This window comes from Jannaschia sp. L-14R (assembly GCF_056857695.1).
This window is the reverse complement of record NZ_JBSXNP010000003.1, coordinates 13,803-32,417: the sequence shown is the minus strand read 5'-3', so window position 1 is coordinate 32,417 and position 18,615 is coordinate 13,803. Positions and strand designations below refer to the sequence as shown.

The window sequence follows — 18,615 nt, the reverse complement described above, 5'->3', positions numbered from 1 at the left end:
CCCGCGCCATGACCATCATTGAGACAGCCAAGCTCAACGGCCTCGATCCCCTGGCCTATCTCGCCGACATTCTTGACCGCATACATGATCACAAGATCAAAAGGCTCGATGAATTGCTGCCGTGGAATTGGACGCTGCGGGTCTCGAAAACCGACAGTCAAGCCGCATAAGCTGCGGCATCAATGGGGCGGTTACGGTAAAAGCGCGGCTGACCTGCCTGTGTATAGTTGTCTTTGCCCAAATTCGTGCGAATGCAGGACTACACCGCAGGCGCATCAGATCAGTCATTTCGAATATTTCCTCAAGAATATTCATGATCCGATGCGCTGATCGCCTCGAACCTCCGGCGGGATACGAATGCTGATTTTCAGGGATGTTATCGCGACCCGGAGTTGACCGGATCGCGACGGCAACAGGGTCAATCGTAGAGCACTGCCTGAATTTCGGGGTCGTCGATATTCGACTGATCGTAGTAATAGAACCCTGTGTCGATTACAGGTTCCAGCGTCTCTCCATTCAGGGCGGCGACGGCCGCCTTGACGGTTTCATAGCCGATGCCGACCGGGTTCTGGGTGATCGCGCCGGACATTAGCCCTTCGCGGATCGCATCTGTCTGCGCCTTGCCGGAATCGTATCCGATGATCGCAAGGCCGGTCGTGCCGGTTTCGCGGATCGCATTGACGATACCGATGGCCGAGCCCTCGTTGGTTCCGAACATGCCGTTCAGATCCGGATTGGCGGTCAGGATCGCCTTTGCGACCTCGGTCGATTGCAATTGATCGCCTTGACCATATTGGACCGATACGACCTCGATGTCCGGATATTCGGACTTCATCCGGTTGAGGAACCCATCGCGCCGGTCGATACCGGTGCGGCTTGTCTGGTCGTGCGCAACGACGGCGACCTTGCCGGACCCGCCGATCATCTCGGCCATCTTGTCGGCAGCCAGAGCGGCGGCGGCGACGTTATCGGTCGTGGCCGTGGTGACGGGAATGTCGCTGTCGACGCCGCTGTCGAAGGCGACGATCGGGATGCCTGCCTCATTCGCCTGGCGCAGCAGCGGGATCGCGGCCTGGCTATCAAGCGCGGCAAAGCCTACGGCGGACGGATTGTTCGCCAGGGCGGCGGCCAGCATGTCGATCTGGCGGTCCACCATCGTCTCGTTGTCCGGCCCTTCGAACGTGATGCGGACCCCCAATTCGTCCGCGGCCTGATCGGCACCGGATTTGACGGCCTGCCAGAACTGGTGCTGGAAGCCCTTGGAGATGAGGGGAATGTAGATCTCGTCCGATTGGGCGAATGCGGCGGGGGCCGATCCGAGGGCGAGCGTGACGCTTATGGCGCCGAGTAACGTGCGACGTGACAACATTTTGGTTCCTCCTTGGTTGTCGTTATTTGCCGGTGCGGCGTGCGCCCCGGATGGTTTCTCTGGATCAGCTGCTGCGTTTGCGACGCATCATGTCCGCATAGACTGCCAGAATAATGATCGCGCCGGTCACGACGGTCTGCCATTCCTGCGCCACCGACAGAACGCGCAATCCGTTTGTCAGCACCGCCATGATCAGCGCGCCGATCAGCGACCCCAGTATCGTGCCGCGTCCACCGGACAGGGACGTGCCGCCGATCACGACGGCGGCGATTGCCTCCAGTTCGTATCCAAGTCCGAGCGCGGGCTGGGCCGAATTCAGGCGCGATGCAATCAGCAAACCGGCAACGCCGACGATGGACCCGGACATGGCATAGATCGCGATTTTCCAGCGGTCGGTGTTCACCCCAGACAGCCGCACTGCCTCCTCGTTCGAGCCGAGTGCGTAGCAGTAGCGTCCCAGCACGGTGCGCCCCAGAATATACGCGGCAAGTCCCGCTACGATAAACAGGATCAACACGCCGTTGGGGATCGGAAGCGCAGGCAGAACCTCGCCGATCAGCGACCCGCGCGAAATTTCGGAGAACCCCGGAGTATCGTTGAAATAAATCGGGCGGGTGCCCGAAATGACCAGCGACAGACCCTTCAGAATCAGCATCATGCCAAGGGTCGCGATAAACGGTGGGATTTTCATCTTGGCGACGAATGTACCCGACGCCAGGCCGGATCCCGCGCCGGTCGCAATTGCGGCGATAACACCCAACAGCAATGGTAACCCGGCATAAGTGAGCACGACGCCGGTAATCACTGCGCAGAACGTCATCATCGTACCGATCGACAGGTCGATGCCGCCTGTGATGATGACCAGCGTCACGGCGACAGCCAGCACACCGTTCACCGATGTCGCCTGCAGGATGGCGATCATGTTCGACGTCTGCATGAAGTTGGGCGATGCCAGCGAAAAGCCGATCAGCAGGATGATCAGGCTGGTGAAGGCCAGCACCCGCTGATGGGTTCCGGCGGCGACAATGCGTGAGACGGCTGATTTCGGAGCATGGGTGGTCGTGGTGGTCGTGGTCATGTCAGTCTCCCGCCGGGGCCAGCGCTGTATCGCGCCGGGTCGCCAGTTCCATAATTTGTTCCTGTGTTGTCGCTGGGCCGCCCGGAAGGATGCCTGTCAGCCGCCCCTCGCACATGACTGCGATGCGGTGGCTCAACCGCATGACCTCCGGCAGTTCGGAGGAGATCACGATGATCGCCCGGCCCTGCGCCGCAAGGTCCTGTAGCAGGCGATAGATTTCGGCCTTTGCGCCGACATCAATGCCGCGCGTCGGTTCGTCGAAAATCAGAATATCGCAGTCGCGCAGCAGCCATTTCGCCATCACCACCTTCTGTTGGTTGCCCCCCGATAACAGCCGCACCGCCTGCATGTCCGATGGGGTGCGGATGCCCAGTTGCGCGATGTGGTCCTGCGCGACGCGCTTCATCGCCGCTTCGTCCAGCACGCCGGTGGACCCCGTGAATCGTTCCAGGCTGGCCATCGCAATATTGGCGCGCACAGTCATGTCGGTGGCCAAGCCGAAGTGCTTGCGATCCTCGGACAGGTATCCGATGCCGACCCGGACCGCATCGTTTGGCGTACGGATATCGACGGGGGCCCCGCCGACATCGATCTCGCCTGCGTCCCTTGGATCGGCGCCGAAAATGATGCGTGCCACTTCGGTCCGACCGGCCCCCATCAGACCAGCGAAGCCCAGGATTTCACCGCGCCGCAGGGCAAAGCTGACGTTGCGGACATCGCGACCGCGGGTCAGGCCGCGAACCTGCAGCGCGACCGGGGCCTGTGATGTATCGGGGATTTCGGGGGTGGATTGCGTAACCTCGCGCCCGACCATCAACGTGATGATCGTCGAAAGCGGCGTTTCTGCCACATCCAATGTGTCGATATAGGCCCCGTCGCGCATTACCGTCACCCGGTCGGCGATACGCTTTATCTCGTCCATCTTGTGACTGATGTAGACGATCCCCACGCCGTCGGCGCGCAACCGCGCGATAACCGCGAACAACTCGGCGATTTCGGCATCGTTCAGGGCGGCAGTCGGCTCGTCCATGATCAATACGCGCGGTCGGTATGATAGTGCCTTGGCGATTTCGATCAATTGCTGTCGGGCGATGGTCAGCGACCCGACGGAGGCACGAGGGTCGATATTTAGCTTCAGTGCATCGAAGATTTCGGTTGTCTGGCGGTTAAGCTCGGCCTCGTCCAGCCGCCCGAACCGTAGACGCGGTTCGCGCCCGATCAGGACATTCTGCGCCGCCGTAAGGTCATTCATCAGGCTGAGTTCCTGATGAATGATGCCGATACCCAGATCCTGCGCGGCGCGCGGCCCGTCTAGGTAGACAGTCGTACCGTCGACCCGCATCTCGCCGCCGTCGCGGGCATAGATGCCGGACATGATCTTCATCAGTGTCGATTTGCCCGCACCGTTTTCGCCCATCAGTGCATGGACCTCGCCGGGCATCAGATCGAACTGCACGGATTTCAGGGCGTGAACGCCTGGAAAGTGCTTCTCGATGCCTTTCATCTCGACAAGGTATGTCATGCGCGGTGCCCTCCCAAGCCCGGTCGCGTCAGGTCGTGACGCTCCCGTACAAGATCGTTACCCGCTTATTTGCACGATCCGTTCTGGTATGATCACGATTCATGTCGCCGTGCGCCGCAGTCGATTGGCCCACTCAATCCATACGTTGCCAGAAGCATCCTGCATGATTGAATAGGCCCTTGGCATTGCTGTTCCTCCCGATGATGACGCAGCGGCATTCACCATGAAGAACAGGCGTAGTTTGACATGATGCACCTGTCAACTAACATGCCAGTTGTGAGATATCTTGAAGGCGGCAGGTATTGTGGTGACCAGAACCGAAGGTCTGATTTCCATCGACGGTTTGGATGGCTCGCTGGCGCAACGGGTGTATCGCGCCTTGCGCGGCGGGATACTCGACCTCACGTTCAATCCAGGTGCGGTTCTTCGCAAGGGGGCAATCTGCGAACAGCTTGGTGTATCTCGCTCTCCCGTCTCGGAAGCTTTGGCACGCCTGTCAGCGGAAGGTCTGGTCGACGTCATTCCGCAATCCACAACACGTGTTTCGCGGTTTTCGATGGACGAAATCCGCGAAGAGTCCTTCCTGCGCGAAGCTGTCGAGCTGGCCGCGACTGTGCGGGTCGCGGTGGAACGGACCGATGATCAACTGGCCCAGCTATCAAGAAATTTGCGGCTGCAGGCATTGCTGATCGAAGATCGGGACTTCCAGGGTTTTTTCGAAGCCGACGAAGCCTTCCATGATCTGATCCTTGGATTCACAGGATTTCCCAATGTCGCGGCGGTGACGACGCAGATGTCTCTACAGGTGCGTCGTGCGCGGATGCTGATTTTGCCTAAGGAAGGCCGTCTGGCCGAGACGCAGGACGAACATGTCGCCGTTCTGAATGCGATCAGGGATCGCGATGCCGATGCAGCATGCCACGCCATGTCACACCATCTGCGGCAGTTGATTTCGCGGGTGGAGCCGCTTGAACGGATGCATCCCGACTACTTCCGGAGCCACTGAGGGCGGTCGCAGAATTTCCGCGACGCGCCCCCCTAGCGTCGTCAGTAGTCGGTTTCACCCTCGACAACGTCTGGGTCGAAATGACCGATATCGGGCGCGGCCGATTTCAGGCGGAGATAGCCAAGAACGCGATTGTCCCGTTTCGGATCGACCACCAGCATCTCGCCCTCATATACGCTGAACTCGGTCAATTCAGCGATATTGGTGTAATGCGTGATCACAAGCATGGGACCGCTTGCACCGTCTCCGCTCCAGGCGCTGATGAGCTTGCGCATCGCGGTCACATTCGGGGCACCTTGCAGCGACAGAAGCAGATTAAGGTCCGGGACGGTCTGGATCGACACGTCATCCAGGGCCTTGGGGTCGGCATCCAGCATCCCCGCGCGCAAGGCGTCCAGGGTTTGCTGATTGCGACACCACTGGCTTACCGCGATCCGGCCGGGCACGATGTCGTTGGCGACCATCAGAATGCCCAACTCGCGCATCTGCTGTTTGCCTTCTTCGGTCATCACGCGCTGATTTTCACAGTCGTCCGGTGCCACATCGGCCGGGTCGCGCTTGGACCAGTCAGTGGGCCCATGTCGCATCAAAAGCACGATGTCGTCCCGGAACAACTCTTCAAGCATCTGCCACGGTTCGAACCGGAGAACTTCCTTGACGGAGCGGGTCGAGTCCTCGCTGCCCATCGTAACCGTCATTTCCCCCGCGAAGCCCGAGACGCGGGTGATATTACCGGCAATGTCGCTGATCAGATCACCGGACAGGTCCTGAGCGAACAGTGGAGTTGCCACCAGCGTGGCGGCGATTGCATAGGCTTTCAACATGAGATGTCCTGATTTGACCGGTTGACGGAGTATGGGCGTTACAGATCGCGTGCAAGTTGTTCGGACAATTGCTGCCATGCGGCCTCGTGGGCGGCTATGATCGCGGTATAGCTGGCCAGATCGACGACAGGCGTAACGATGGCGAAGGTGCCGACGCGGTCGCGCCCGACTTCGGATTTCATGGCATAGGTGCCGGTCAGGCGAAGCGTACTGTTGGCCTGCACGATCATGTCGTCGACGAAGATCGAAACTTCGACCTCGGGGAAACCGGACAGCGGCCAGGGCTCGGAGGCGACACTGGCGTCGGTTATGACGTTGAGTTGCCGCGTCAACGCGCCCTGCATCGCCCGATCGGGCAAATCGGCCCACAGGCGGCTGGTGTCGGTGCTCAGGCTGCCGTCCGCCTGCTGGATCGGTATTTCCTGATTGATCGCATATTCCGGCATTGACACATCGTTGATCTGCACTGTGTCAGCGCGAACGTTGACGCGTACGTCCGACACGGTCGGAGGCGGGGCGAAATAAAGCGTCTGGCCGCAGCCGGCAAGAAGGATGGCAAGGGGCGCAAGGCGCAGGGCAAACGGCAGTGTCATGGCTTCAGCGTCCTAGCAGTAGAGAATTGGGGTTGCGTTCGATGGTGCGCGACAGGGACGAGACGTCCTCGGCGGCACGGGTGGCGGCACGCAGTGCGGCATACAGCTCCGTATTCACGCGGCTGCCGTCGCCATAGGTGCCCAACAGGCTTCCTGCCTGCGTGGTCAGTGTCTGAAGTCGATTGACCAGCGCGGGCAGATTCTGGGCCGCGACCCGGACGCTGTCGGCCGCGCCCGAGGCCGAACGCAGGGTCGAATTCAGATTGTCCAGTGTGCCACCTGTACGGATCGTCTCGATCGTCAGTCGCAATTCTTCAAGTGTCTCGGCCAGGACGACGGGTATGTCGTCCGCCTCGTCCGATGACAGGAAAGCGTCAGCGGTCTGCATCAGCTGGGTGGTGGAATTGACCAGATCATCCAGCGCCAGCTGGTTGGCCTTGGCGCTCAGCTCCGACAGATTCTGCCCCAGCACTTCAGCTTCGGCCATGACGCGCTGCGCGGAGGCGCTCAACTCCGGCAGGTTGACGGTCCCCTTCGCGATCGAAGTGGCAGCATCGGCAGCAGCATCCAGTGCGGTCGTCAGGCGGGTGCCGGCCTCCTGCGCGGCCAGCTGCGCGGTCAGCGTTCGGATGTCGGCGGTAGTCGCGGCCAGATCGGACAGGATCGTCGTCACCTCGGGCGAGGTGATCAGGTCGCGGCTGTCATCCAGCAAGCTTCGCGCCGACGCGGGCAGAGCTTGTGTGTCAGCCGACGACAAAAGCGCCTCCGCGGCGGCGACCACACCGTCGATTTGCGTGCGCAGGGTGTCCAGATCGGCGGTTCCGCCTGCGACATTGGCAGCCGTAGTGTCGATGGAGGCCAGTGCCCGTTCGACCGTCGTGGCCAGCGCGGTGCCGTCGAAGGGTGCGATAAGAGCGCGGATATCTGCAGTCGCGGCTGCCGTGTCGGCAAGGATCGCCGCCAGTTCCGGACCGCTGACGAATTCAGCAGTACCTTCCAGCGTCTGACGTGCAAGGCCGGGCAAGGCCTGCGCATCTTCTGAGCTGATAAGACCGTTCACGCCGTCCAGCGTCGTTCTGACCGTGCCTGTCAGCGCATCCAGATCGGCCGTTCCACGAGCGATATTCTCGGCGGCTTCAGTCGCGGCGACCAGCGCGACGTCCAGCTTCGTTGCGACGTCCTGCGCCGCAATGGCCTCCGTCACGCTGCGCAGATCGCCGGTGATTGTCTCGATGTCCAGCAGGATCGATGCAACCTGCGGCGAGGAAAGGATGCCTCGTCCATCGCGCACCAGTCCGCGTCCGTCAGACAGCAGAGCCAATGCCTCGGCAGGAATGGCGCGGGTGCTTTCGTCGCCTGCGATGCGGTTGATGTTGTCCAGAAGATCGGTGGCAGCCGCCAGCAACTCCTCGATCGGCAAGTCGTTGATCCGCCCCAGCACCGATTCCGCGCTCGCTGTCAGCCCCTGAATGTCCGACGGCAGACTTGGCATCAGCGGATTGTCCACGATACCGATCTGAAGCGATGCGCCTTCTTCAGCCTCCGGGGCGTCGATCAGGTCGATCGCAAGGTCGCCGCCCAGAATGGAGGTCGAAACCAGTTTGGCGCGGACGCCGTTGCTGACAAGCGTTTCCACGAAGTCTATAGCCTGCAAGTCGTTCTCGTATGTTTCCAGACCCATCTTGCCAGGCTGGAGCGCCATGACGGCCAGAAGCTGCACCCGTCTGTCGGGATCATCGGGCATGATGAAACCGGTGATCTGCGCGACAGTACCGACCTGAATACCCTGAAAACGGACTGGCGCGCCCTGGGTCAGTCCGACAGCCGCCGTGGGAAACAACGCCGAGATGCGAATGGTCCGGTTCGCCGGTGCCTCGAATGTCGACGCGAGCGCGGCAGGCTCGTCCTCGAAAATGGAAAAGACCTGGCCACTTTCGATCGCGTCGCCGCCGGAAATCAATGTGTCGAAGTTCACGCCCCCTTCTAGGATCGATGCGATGGATCCGATCCTCAGGTCGACGCCGCCGGTGCCCAGCGTTGCCGACACGCCAGACGCGTCCCAGAAGCGTGTCGCCGTCGATAATTGCCGGTCATAGGGTGATCGGATGAAGGCGTCGACGCGCACTTCGGTTCCATCGGGCGACAGGCGTGGCGTGGCGACCTCGCCAACTTCTATCCCGCGATACAGGATGGGCGCGCCCGGTCCCAGGCGCGAACTGTCCTTGGCCCGCAAGACAATGGCCGTGCCCTCTACGCCCGGCGGAATGATCGGCGCGCGTTCGTCGCCAAGAAAGGCGACCTTGGTCGCACCGACCGAATTGTCCCATGTGCCTTCGATGTATGTGCCCGACAGGATCGTGTTAAGGCCCTGCACACCGCGCGCACTGACTTCGGGCTGGACCACCCAAAAACTTGCGTCATCATCCAGATAGGGCGCGATTTCCTTGTTCACGCGGATGTAGACGTTCACCTGGCTCAGATCCGCGGTGAAGCCCACGTCCTCGACCACGCCGACCGTCACTTCGCGGTAGCGCAGTGTCGTCTGGCCTGCGGTTACCCCTGAAGCATCGGGAAAGGTCACCGCAATCAGAACGCCGCGGTCGGACCATGACTGCCACGCGATTGCCAGCGCGATGATTATCGCGATGATCGGCACCAGCCAGACGGCGGATATTATGCCACGTCGCCGCCGTGTACGTTCGGTTATCGGGGTGGCGGGGCGGTCGGAGGGTTCAGTCATTTCGAGCTTTCTTCCGAGATAATCTCAATTTCATCCCAGATGCGACGGCTGTCAAAGCTCATGGCGGACAGCATTGTAAACACGACGGACAGGGCAAAGCTGACGGCAGCGATGCCAGGATTGATCGTGGCGATAAGGTTGAACTGCACAAGCGCCACCAGAATGGCCACGACGAACACGTCGATCATGGACCAGCGCCCGATCCATTCGACCAACTCGAAAAGATGTAGAAGATTGCGCGGCTTATGTCCATGTGGGCGCCGAACGACCATCGCAAGATACGCGATGGCAATGAACTTGCCGACCGGGATGACGACCGACGCGAAGAATACAATGAATGCGACGCCCCAGGCGCCATACTGTGCCAGTTCGATCACGCCCCCGACGATTGTCGCATCGGATTCGCGGCCCATCGTCCGGGTGATCAGCATCGGATAGAGGTTTGCCGGTATGTAGAACAGCAACCCCACCAGCCACCATGCGAAGACCCGTTGCAACGACGTGCGGTCACGGCTCTCGAGACTGCTGCCGCATAGGCCGCAGACCTCCGTGCCTATTGGCCAGACGCGTGTACACTGACGGCATCCGACCATGCCGGCATCCCGTGCAGTCAATGCAGCTAACGTTTCGATGCCATGTCCAGAGCCGTCCATACCGAATATTTGCTCATCTGTGTGTCCTGAAGGGCTGTTATGAAGACAATTGCGGCAAAGGACCAGAACGCGGGACCCATTGACAACGTCGCCAGGTCAGCGAGCTTTACCAGTGCAACGGCGACACCGACCATGAATATCTCGGCCATGGCCCAGGGCTTCACCGTTTCAGCCAGCCGCAGCATCGTCTTGGCCCCCGGCAGAGGAGGGCGGTCGAACGACAAGGGACCAAGCGCCCAGACGATCGCGCTCAAGCGCGCCACGGGCAGGATGATGACGAAAAACGCGACTGCGATGGAAAGAGGTGCCATTACGCCTTCGCTGAAGCTCATTACCGTCTGGAAAACCGATGCCCGGCTGGTGAAGACGCCGTTGCGCAATTCCAGAAACGGATAGAAAACCACGATCGACATCAGGATCAGGGCTGTTGTGGCCAAAACCACGATCCGGATGATCGCTTCTGGCTGGCCGACCGCGAGCACCGTGTGACATCGGATACAGCGCAACCGGATACCGTCGGGAACCTCGCCCACCTCGTGGAGGGCATCGCAGACCGGACAGCACAGGATATTGTCGCTCGGCGTCATTGCCTCAGTAGTCCTTTTCGTAGAACAGCCCCAGCGACGTTGCTCCAGTCGCCCCAGCCGATCCGCGCACCGTCAGGTTTGGTGTCACGTCAAGGTTCAGTGAAATCTCGGCCTCGCCCTTCTGGTTTATCTCCACATCAGTATAGACGTTGTCGGAAACGTATTTTCCTGCGCGCAGGGCAACATTCCCGTCTGCGTCTGTTGTGACATCAAGATCATCCAGCCCCGCGCTCCCGCGCAGGTTGTCCAGCAACCCGCCACTGCCCCGACCTGCCAGAATGGCAATCGAATTCGCGAGTTGAAGCGCCTGTAGAGGCGATAGCTGGCTCAGGTCGCGCCCGAAGAAGATCTGCGCGACGATTTCCTCCTGCGGGACCTCGGGTGTGGATTCGAACGTGACTTCAATGTCATCGGCCGGACCCTGCATCACGATAGACGCGGTGATCGTGTCGGTCTCGGTCACGGCGACAAGCCTGATGTAAGGCATGAAGCTGCCCAGGAAAGTGATACGCCCTTCGTCCAGATCAAACCGCTGCTCCAGAATGTCCAGACGACCACGGACCAGCTCGAACCCGCCGGTTGTCACCATGTTGTTCGTCGTTCCGGTCAGTCGCAGCGTTCCGCCAAGCTCGGCATCCAACCCCCGCCCGCGCACGAAGATGCGACCCGGAGCATTGATCGTAAGGTCCAGCCCGTAGCCCGGACCCGTTGCCACCTGCGCCTCGCCATTCGCAGGCTCGCCATTGACGGACTGCCCGGCCAGTTCAAGCGTCCGTTGTACCGGCCGCGGGGACGAGACATGGCGGATGTCCGGCAGATCGCCGATGGCCGTCAACCCGGACGAAGGGACCGCGATTTCGGCCTCGTTTATATTGATCGTGCCCGCGATGATCGCGCTGCCTGTCAACGGCCCGTTCACAGCCAAACGCCCCGAGACCTGGGCGGTGTAGAGCTTGGGGTCAGACAGGGTGACATCGAAATTGGCTGCAAGACTTGCGTTGAACGGGGCTGAAAGGGTGACCGGACCGTTCAACTCGATCCGCCCGCCGGTCTGCGGCGCAGCGGTCAGCGCAATCTGCGCCTCGCCGCCCTGCAAAGTGACGGTTGTGTTGATATTGTCGAGCCCGTTCTGCAACGAAGGCAGCGACAGCGCCGTATTCGTCGTCGTGACCGTGCCCGTCACACTGTCAAGCGACGGAGGGCCATTCACATTCAGATCGAAGCGCGCGATGCCGGTCAGACGGTTGGGTGCCAGCGCGGTATTCGCCAGGCCCAACGGGGCCGATCCATTTACCGAAAGGTTCAGGTTGCCATCCGTGCCGACATCGCCTGCGACGGCGGCGGTGGTTCCCGAGGGGCCGTCCAGATTGATGTCCAGCGCCCAGGCGTTGTCGCGCTGCTGGGCCGTGCCAGCAACCCGCAGGGGGCCGGGCAGGTCGGGGACCAGCGGCGCGATGTTCGGCACTGACAATGTAAAGGTGGCCTGGGGTGACGGTCCCGTCAGCACGCCCTGTGCGGTCAACGTCGAGTTGAGAGGCCCCGAGGCATCCAGATCAGTGGCCCATTGTCCATTTTGCTGAAACAGGCGACCCGATGCATTCAGCGCGCCATTCAATCCGGGTGCAAAGACCGCGACATTACCTACGCCCAGTCGGAAATCGAGGGCGGCATCCGGTCCTGTCGCGATGCCCGTGACGCTGGCCGAGAGGGCCTGCGCGCCATCTACATCTGCGGTCACGCGCCATTGTCCGCCGGTTTGTGTTGCGGTCACGTCGTAGTTCAGCGGGCCGCGAAGTTGCGGGACCAGTGCGCCTGCATCGGGCACCTGTCCGGTTGCGGTGATATCGGGCACGCCGTCGACCAGGTTGACCGTCGCGTCCAGCGTCGCGGAATACGGCCCGGTGCCGTCCACGTCGATGCGAAAGCCGGTGTCGGTTTGTAGGGCCTCGCCCGCGACAGACACGCCGCCGGGCACGGGGACCAAGGGGCTCAGGTCGTCGATATCGGCGGTGAAGTTTACCCGCAGCGGTGTGCGTGTCAGAAGTGTTCGAGCCGTAACGCGTGCGTCATAGGGCCCGTTGATCGAGACATCCGCAGCCCAGTCCGTGCCCGTCTTTTCAAGCGTGCCATCCAGATCGACACGTCCTTCGATGGCGGGCACGACGTCCGAAACCTGTGGAATGGTGCCGGCAAATTCGATCTTGGGCATGTCGCCGGTTACCGGGCCCACCGCGCGCAGCGTGATATCCGACGGCGCTGAAATCGAGGTATCGACGACCCAGGCCCCGCCGATCTGCGCCAGCGTTCCGTCAAGCGAAACCGCACCTTGCAGCGCAGGCGTTTCGGCCAGCGCCGGAACCGGGGCGGTCAGATCGGGCAACAAGGCCTCGAATGCGATCTCGGGGGCGGGTCCGGTGATGCGGCCCGCGACTTTTGCGGTCAGGTCATAGGGACCGGCGGCATCGACGTCGACCGACCAGATGCCGTCCGTCGCGAAGGCCCGTCCGTTCACGCCCAGCCCGCCCGGCACGCCGGGGGCAAACGGCTCCAGTCGCGGGACGGTGGCAGCGAACGTCACGTCGGGTGTCTCGCCCGTCAGCGTCCCCGATGCCGATACTGTAACGCCCTCCGGTGCCAGCGCGTCGAGCGTTCCCTGCCACGCGCCCACTTCGTTCTGCGTGGCATTCACAGCAAGTTCGATCGGTCCGTCCAGACGCGGATCGATGCGCGTTCCGTCTGCAAGCCGTGCGTTGAAGGTGGCCTTCGACCGCTCGCCCTGCAGATAGGGCGCGGAGTCCTGGGACAGCAGTGCCGCACTTCCGTTGGCCGTCAAATGCGCGTTGCCAAGCCGAAGCGCATCCACAAAGGTGCCGTCGACCGTGCGCCGCGTAGCCAGCGTCAGCGAGGTCTCGCCCTCCAGCACGGCATCGGCCTGCGGTATGTTCAGCGCCAGATCCTGCGCGACCGCTCCCAGCATCAGATCGAAAGTGCCTGCCAACGGCGCATAATCACCCGTTACCGTTGCGTCGGCGGTCCCCGAAAGATCCTGACCCGAAATGCCGGACAGACGGCTCAGATCCTCGAACATAGCAGCCAGATCCAGCGTGACGGTCAGCGGCCGTTCAGCGTCGGTGTTGTCGACCTCGATGGTGCCGCTCAGACCATAGCCCGGACCGCTTAGCCGCAGGCCGGTCAGGCGCACCGGTTGCCCGGACTGCCATGCAACGTCCGCGTCCAGCGACACACGCGGCCCGACCGCCTGCGCCAGCGCCGGATTGGTGAACCCAAGCTGGTTCAGGGCGGACGTGATGGTTGCCGTTGCCGTCTCGACCACGCCGTCGCGGCGGCTCAGGATGCCGGTCGCGGAAATCGCGGCGTCGCCCAGCGTTACGGTTGACGAGGAATAGTCCAGCAACGACAGGTCCAGCGCCCAGTTGTCCGATACTGACGCGTTGTGGCGGATCGACAGATCAGCCTCTCGCAACTGGCTGTTGGCAGCGCTTGGCAACAGGACCGTCGTCCCATCTTCGGCAGCGACACGCCCGGTAATGTCCACGAAGACGGGCCAGCCGTCCGCGCCAAGCCGGGCCTCCCCGTTCAGCGACAGTGCCTTGGTCCGCAGGTTCAGCGTTTCGAGATCCAGCCGCCCGTCGGTGCGTTGCAGTCCTCCAACCACAAATGCGACGTCGTCACCGAAGAAATCCTGATACCTGGGGGCGAAAAGCGAAGTGACATCGCCACCCAGATCGACGGCGAAGCGGCGCCCGTCTTCGGTTCCATTAAGGGTGACCTGACCGCCAAGTCGTTCCACGCCGTCCGATGCGATGGCAATATCAGCGACGAAAGCGTCCAGTGGTCCATCGCCCTTCACAGTCAGTTCGATGGCCGGTCGACCGGGTAGTTGCAGAAGGGTTGCGGCGATCCCGCCCTGTGCCTCGGCCACGTCCAGATCGACGGACAGATTCTGCGTGTCGCGGTCATAGGACGCGGCGATCGAGAACGACCCCGTTGTCCCGTCCAGCCGCTGCGCCTCGATCGTTGCCGTACCGGACCCATTGGCCAGCTGCGCCGAAGCATCGAGAGAAAGCGCCATTTCCTGCCCCAGAAGGGCAGCCCCGAGTTCGATACGCTGGGCCGTGAGCGCCTGAATATCGACCGATACCGGCAGGTCCGGCAGCGAGAAACCACTGGCCCCTGCATCGGGCAGGGCCTCGACTCCTTCGGCGGGCAGGGGCGCGCGTTCCAGCGCGATCAACTCTGCCGAAAGCTCCTGTACCTCGAGCCGTCCGCGCAACAGGGCCGAACGGTTCCAGTCCAGAACTACGTTTTCCATTCGCAGCCAGATGCCCTGTTCGTCCGAAATCTGAAGCACGTCGATGGAAGCCGCCGACGACAGCGCGCCGGAAAACCCATCAATGCGAACCGAAAGGCCCGGCGCGGAAAGATTGTCCTCGATCAGACCGGCGAGGAAACCACGGTCACGTTCCTCGGTAGTGCTCTGTGCCAGAACCGGGAACGGAACCTGAGCAGCGGCCACGACAGCCAAAGGGAGGAAAACACGGCGCATTTTCATTCAGAAAGCCTGACCGATACCGATGTAGATTTGCAGCCCCGACGGGTTGCCGGGACCAGATACCGGCACACCCAGATCAACTCTGATCGGTCCGATACCTGTATTGTAGCGCACGCCAAGGCCCGCGCCAGCATGGCTCTCACCATCCGAGAACCCGGCATCAGCGCTGATCATGCCATAATCGACGAAACCGACGATACCGATTTTCTTCGTTACCTTTTGCCGCAGTTCCGTCGACAATCCGACGAAGGATTTGCCGCCAACTTTGTCTCCGCCTGGCAGGGTCACGCCAAGTGCCTGATATTCCTGTCCACGCACGGTGCCACCACCGCCCGAATAAAACAGATACTTGGACGGAATTTCGTTCAGTTCGGGTCCAACCACGCTGCCCAGTTGCAGCCGGGCGGCAATGACGGTGCCGTTGTCTGCTCCGAAACCCTGATACCCGCGCAGATCGGCAGTGAAGATGGCTCCTGTGCCCGCCGTTTCGAAGCCGACAAAGGGGCGCAGGCCCGCTTCGATGTAATAGCCGTCGCTGGGGTCCAAATTGTCGTTGCGCCGGTTGTATGTCATTTCCAGCGGGAAGGATGCGATCGAGAAGTTGCGATCGCCGAATGCATCACGATCCTGACTGTATTCATATCCGATACCATAGGAATACTGGAACTCGTCCGACACGATCCGCCGCGCGCCACCTTCGATGAAGGCCCTGTCGGAACTGAAATCCTCCTCGTCCACGCGCTCGATGCCGCCATTCACGAACAGGTCGGTTTCCGGATTGAAGGTCGCGGGGCGATTATAGGCAAAGGTCAGGCTGTAGTCGGCCCCGCCCGAATTGCCGGCGATCCCGTCGATTGCTCCTTCGATCCGCAGACTGTCGGCATAGCCGGTCAGGTTCCGGTGCAGCCAGTAGGCGCTGGTCGAGATGCCCTCATCCGTCGCGATCTCGGCACCGAAGCCGATCCGCCGCGGCAGACGTTCGACCACCTGAATGGCCATGTTCAAGGTATCAGCGGGTCCGATCTCTTCGGATTCAACGATTGCAACGGACTGGAAGGCGCCGGTCCTTTGCAGGCGCTGCGCAGAGGCCTGAATCTGACCGGGATCGAACGTCTGACCTTGGCGCAGATCTGCGATCTTAAGGATTTGGCCTTCGCGAACATCCTTGGCACCTTCCACGAAGATCGGACCATAGCTGAGCTTCGGGCCGGGTGCGATGATCAGACGGGCATCCAGCCGGTCGACGTCATGATCAGCAACGATCTCCTGATCGGCCAAACGGGCTTTGGCATGCCCGATATTGCGCCAGGCTTCGACGCTGGCGGAGGACGTCCGTCGCAGAACATCTGTTCCGGCGATCTGGCCGGGTGCGAAGCCCTCAGGAATTTCCGTTCCGCTCGCCAGCGGTCCGACTTCTGCGGTGCGGAACAGGAAGCGCGGTCCCGGCTGCACATCGATGCGGATCGTGCCGATTGGGTCGCTGGACCCGACAGCCGGTAGATTGGCGGCCTCGACTCCGTCGATCTTGATGCTGATGACGGGACCGAAATGTCCTGCTTCAAACAACACAGCCAACAACCTGCGGTAGTCGGATTGCGCAGCCGCGACGAGATTACGGCGTTCGGTCTCGTTCTCGTCGATGGCCTGAACCGTCAGCGAAGCATTCCGCAAACTGTCCTGAAGATCTTCGTCCGCAGGCAGGTTCAGATCCAGTTGCGCAGCACCGGATGGCGCGGCCAGAAATATCAGGGCGAGCCCCGTAGCAATCAGTCTCTTCAAGATATCCCCATCCCGATGGCAATTCGGCCATAGGCCGATCATAGGGTCTTTTCCGTTTGCAGCCGCCCAACCCTAACAGGCGCGTATTAGTGGTGGAAGTATATAGTCCGGTACATGGCGCGGAATTGCTCCGCCTCCAGTCCTGGTTGTGCTCACAAGTGCTTTTTCTTCTGTTTTGTGCACTTTCGGGAACTCAGCGACAGTCGGGGACGTTCATTGCTTGCGCCGCCCCGATCTTCCGGGCCAACCGCGCGAGGACGCGCGATCCGGAAGGGGGGCGGCGATCATGGTCAGGTGCCAATCCGGTGTTTGTTGCGAGGGCTGTACTCGCCTTATGATTGTGATTTCCGAATTATTTAAGAGGCTGCCCATATTGCCTTTGTCGTTTTGTCCTCGCATCCTGTGCGAATGAGCGATGTATCCCCTTTCGACGAGATGCTGAGATCCGACAGATCCGTGCGCGATGCCTATCAAGCCTTCGAGACATGGTTCTCTTCGGAAGATCCCGCTCACCTGCGCGCCAAGGCCCGCGAAGCCGAAGCCGTATTCCGTCTGACCGGCATCACCTTCAATGTTTATGGCGCAGCGGGTGCGGGCGAACGCTTGATCCCTTTTGACATCGTGCCCCGGATTATTGCGGCACGTGAGTGGGCGAGACTGTCCAGGGGCATCGAGCAGCGTGTGCGCGCGTTGAATGCTTTCCTGCACGATATCTATCATCGCCAGGAGGTCGTCCGTGCCGGCGTGCTGCCGGTTGAGATGATTGCCCGCAACGACGCCTTCCTGCAGCAGATGATCGGAGTCGATCCGCCGGGCGGCATCTATACCCATATTGTCGGCGTCGATCTGGTTCGCACGGGGCCCGACCAGTTCTACGTTCTCGAAGACAATGCCCGTACGCCGTCGGGCGTCAGCTACATGCTCGAAAATCGCGAGACGATGCTGCACATGTTTCCCGAGTTGTTCGCAAAGAACCGTATCCAGCGCGTCAGCCGCTATCCGCAGTCACTGCATTCCAGCCTTGCTGCTTCCGCGCCGCGTCGGTGCGATCAGGACCCCGTCGTCGCCGTGCTGACGCCGGGTATTCATAATTCCGCCTATTACGAACACAGCTTCCTTGCCGATCAGATGGGCGTGGAACTGGTTGAAGGCCACGACCTGCGCGTTGTCGACGGGCGTGTGGCAATGCGGACAACCGAGGGCTATCGCACCATCGACGTGCTCTATCGACGGGTCGATGACGATTATCTGGACCCGCTGAATTTTCGGCCCGACAGTCAGTTGGGCGTACCGGGTATCTTCGACGTCTACAGGGCGGGCGGGATCACGATTGCGAATGCGCCGGGCACCGGGGTTTCGGATGACAAGGCGATCTACAGCTACATGCCCGATATCGTCGAATTCTATACCGGCGAAAAGGCGATGCTTGAAAACGTGCCGACCTGGCGCTGCTCGGACCCCGACAGCCTCGCGCATGTCCTCGACAATCTCGAGGAATTGGTCGTCAAGGAAGTCCACGGCTCCGGCGGCTACGGTATGCTCATCGGACCGACGGCGTCGAAAAAGGATATCCGCGAGTTCCGGGCCAAGCTGGAAGCGCGCCCGTCGAATTATATCGCCCAGCCGACGTTGGCGCTTTCGACCTGTCCGATTTTCAGCAAGGCCGGACTCACGCCGCGACACGTCGATCTGCGCCCCTTCGTTCTGATGTCCCCAAACGGAATCGAGATCACGCCCGGCGGCCTGACCCGCGTGGCACTCAAGAAAGGCTCGCTGGTCGTCAACTCCAGCCAGGGCGGAGGCACCAAGGACACCTGGGTGCTGGAGGACGACTGATGGAAAACCCTGTCCAGAGCCGCTGCGCCCCGACCGCGCACGATATTTCCGTGTC

The 18,615-nt window shown here is 61.3% G+C and carries 13 protein-coding genes; 3 read left to right on the top strand and 10 right to left on the bottom strand.

The genetic code is table 11. The annotated features are described in order from the left end of the window. The coding region (locus AC13C2_RS00240; protein WP_482885555.1) for a transposase domain-containing protein at positions 1-170 on the top strand (170 nt) is incomplete at its 5' end. Positions 171-418: 248 nt separating this feature from the next. On the opposite strand, the gene AC13C2_RS00235 is transcribed toward AC13C2_RS00240, so the two are convergent. From AC13C2_RS00235 to AC13C2_RS00225, 3 genes are all read right to left on the bottom strand, one after another. Next, positions 419-1,369: a substrate-binding domain-containing protein gene (locus AC13C2_RS00235; RefSeq protein WP_482885554.1), complete on the bottom strand. Its 951-nt coding sequence runs from the start codon at positions 1,367-1,369 to the stop codon at positions 419-421. A 64-nt stretch (positions 1,370-1,433) separates the two neighbouring features. Then, positions 1,434-2,447: an ABC transporter permease gene (locus tag AC13C2_RS00230; RefSeq protein ID WP_482885553.1), complete on the bottom strand. Its 1,014-nt coding sequence runs from the start codon at positions 2,445-2,447 to the stop codon at positions 1,434-1,436. A gap of 1 nt (position 2,448) precedes the next feature. Then, entirely contained in the window at positions 2,449-3,969 is a 1,521-nt protein-coding gene (locus tag AC13C2_RS00225) for a sugar ABC transporter ATP-binding protein (RefSeq protein ID WP_092758907.1), read from the bottom strand. Between the two features lie 307 nt (positions 3,970-4,276). Between AC13C2_RS00225 and AC13C2_RS00220 the strand changes: the two genes are divergently transcribed. Then, positions 4,277-4,975 carry a GntR family transcriptional regulator gene (locus AC13C2_RS00220; protein WP_482885552.1) on the top strand — a complete coding sequence of 233 codons (699 nt, stop codon included), beginning with the start codon at positions 4,277-4,279 and terminating at the stop codon, positions 4,973-4,975. Positions 4,976-5,016: 41 nt separating this feature from the next. Here the strand turns inward: AC13C2_RS00220 and AC13C2_RS00215 are convergent, their stop codons facing one another. The 7 genes from AC13C2_RS00215 to AC13C2_RS00185 form a co-directional block, all read right to left on the bottom strand. Continuing rightward, entirely contained in the window at positions 5,017-5,799 is a 783-nt protein-coding gene (locus AC13C2_RS00215) for a histidine phosphatase family protein (protein ID WP_474521001.1), read from the bottom strand. A 38-nt stretch (positions 5,800-5,837) separates the two neighbouring features. Then, positions 5,838-6,392 (bottom strand): PqiC family protein, encoded by a 555-nt coding sequence (locus tag AC13C2_RS00210; RefSeq protein ID WP_092758903.1) that lies wholly within the window; start codon positions 6,390-6,392, stop codon positions 5,838-5,840. 4 nt (positions 6,393-6,396) lie between these two features. Continuing rightward, positions 6,397-9,132 (bottom strand): PqiB family protein, encoded by a 2,736-nt coding sequence (locus tag AC13C2_RS00205; RefSeq protein ID WP_482885551.1) that lies wholly within the window; start codon positions 9,130-9,132, stop codon positions 6,397-6,399. After that, complete coding sequence (locus tag AC13C2_RS00200) at positions 9,129-9,629, bottom strand: paraquat-inducible protein A (RefSeq protein WP_342707721.1); 501 nt, start codon at positions 9,627-9,629, stop codon at positions 9,129-9,131. Before AC13C2_RS00200 ends, AC13C2_RS00205 begins: the two co-directional genes overlap by 4 nt. A 122-nt stretch (positions 9,630-9,751) precedes the next feature. Then, entirely contained in the window at positions 9,752-10,372 is a 621-nt protein-coding gene (locus AC13C2_RS00195) for a paraquat-inducible protein A (RefSeq protein ID WP_092758897.1), read from the bottom strand. A 4-nt stretch (positions 10,373-10,376) separates the two neighbouring features. Further along, positions 10,377-14,945 (bottom strand): translocation/assembly module TamB domain-containing protein, encoded by a 4,569-nt coding sequence (locus AC13C2_RS00190; RefSeq protein ID WP_482885550.1) that lies wholly within the window; start codon positions 14,943-14,945, stop codon positions 10,377-10,379. Beyond that, the gene (locus AC13C2_RS00185; protein WP_482885549.1) at positions 14,946-16,724 is read right to left on the bottom strand and encodes an autotransporter assembly complex protein TamA; all 1,779 of its coding nucleotides are present in this window, start codon (positions 16,722-16,724) and stop codon (positions 14,946-14,948) included. Between the two features lie 408 nt (positions 16,725-17,132). Between AC13C2_RS00185 and AC13C2_RS00180 the strand changes: the two genes are divergently transcribed. Continuing rightward, positions 17,133-18,560 (top strand): circularly permuted type 2 ATP-grasp protein, encoded by a 1,428-nt coding sequence (locus AC13C2_RS00180; protein ID WP_482885548.1) that lies wholly within the window; start codon positions 17,133-17,135, stop codon positions 18,558-18,560. The last annotated feature ends 55 nt before the right edge of the window (positions 18,561-18,615 follow it).

Excerpts from the sequence above, each read along its gene's own strand:
- AC13C2_RS00190 (WP_482885550.1), bottom strand. The coding sequence starts at position 14,945 with ATGAAAATGCGCCGTGTTTTCCTCCCTTTGGCTGTCGTGGCCGCTGCT.
- AC13C2_RS00195 (WP_092758897.1), bottom strand. The coding sequence starts at position 10,372 with ATGACGCCGAGCGACAATATCCTGTGCTGTCCGGTCTGCGATGCCCTC.
- AC13C2_RS00205 (WP_482885551.1), bottom strand. The coding sequence starts at position 9,132 with ATGACTGAACCCTCCGACCGCCCCGCCACCCCGATAACCGAACGTACA.
- AC13C2_RS00230 (WP_482885553.1), bottom strand. The coding sequence starts at position 2,447 with ATGACCACGACCACCACGACCACCCATGCTCCGAAATCAGCCGTCTCA.
- AC13C2_RS00210 (WP_092758903.1), bottom strand. The coding sequence starts at position 6,392 with ATGACACTGCCGTTTGCCCTGCGCCTTGCGCCCCTTGCCATCCTTCTT.
- AC13C2_RS00235 (WP_482885554.1), bottom strand. The coding sequence starts at position 1,369 with ATGTTGTCACGTCGCACGTTACTCGGCGCCATAAGCGTCACGCTCGCC.
- AC13C2_RS00180 (WP_482885548.1), top strand. The coding sequence starts at position 17,133 with ATGAGCGATGTATCCCCTTTCGACGAGATGCTGAGATCCGACAGATCC.
- AC13C2_RS00215 (WP_474521001.1), bottom strand. The coding sequence starts at position 5,799 with ATGTTGAAAGCCTATGCAATCGCCGCCACGCTGGTGGCAACTCCACTG.
- AC13C2_RS00225 (WP_092758907.1), bottom strand. The coding sequence starts at position 3,969 with ATGACATACCTTGTCGAGATGAAAGGCATCGAGAAGCACTTTCCAGGC.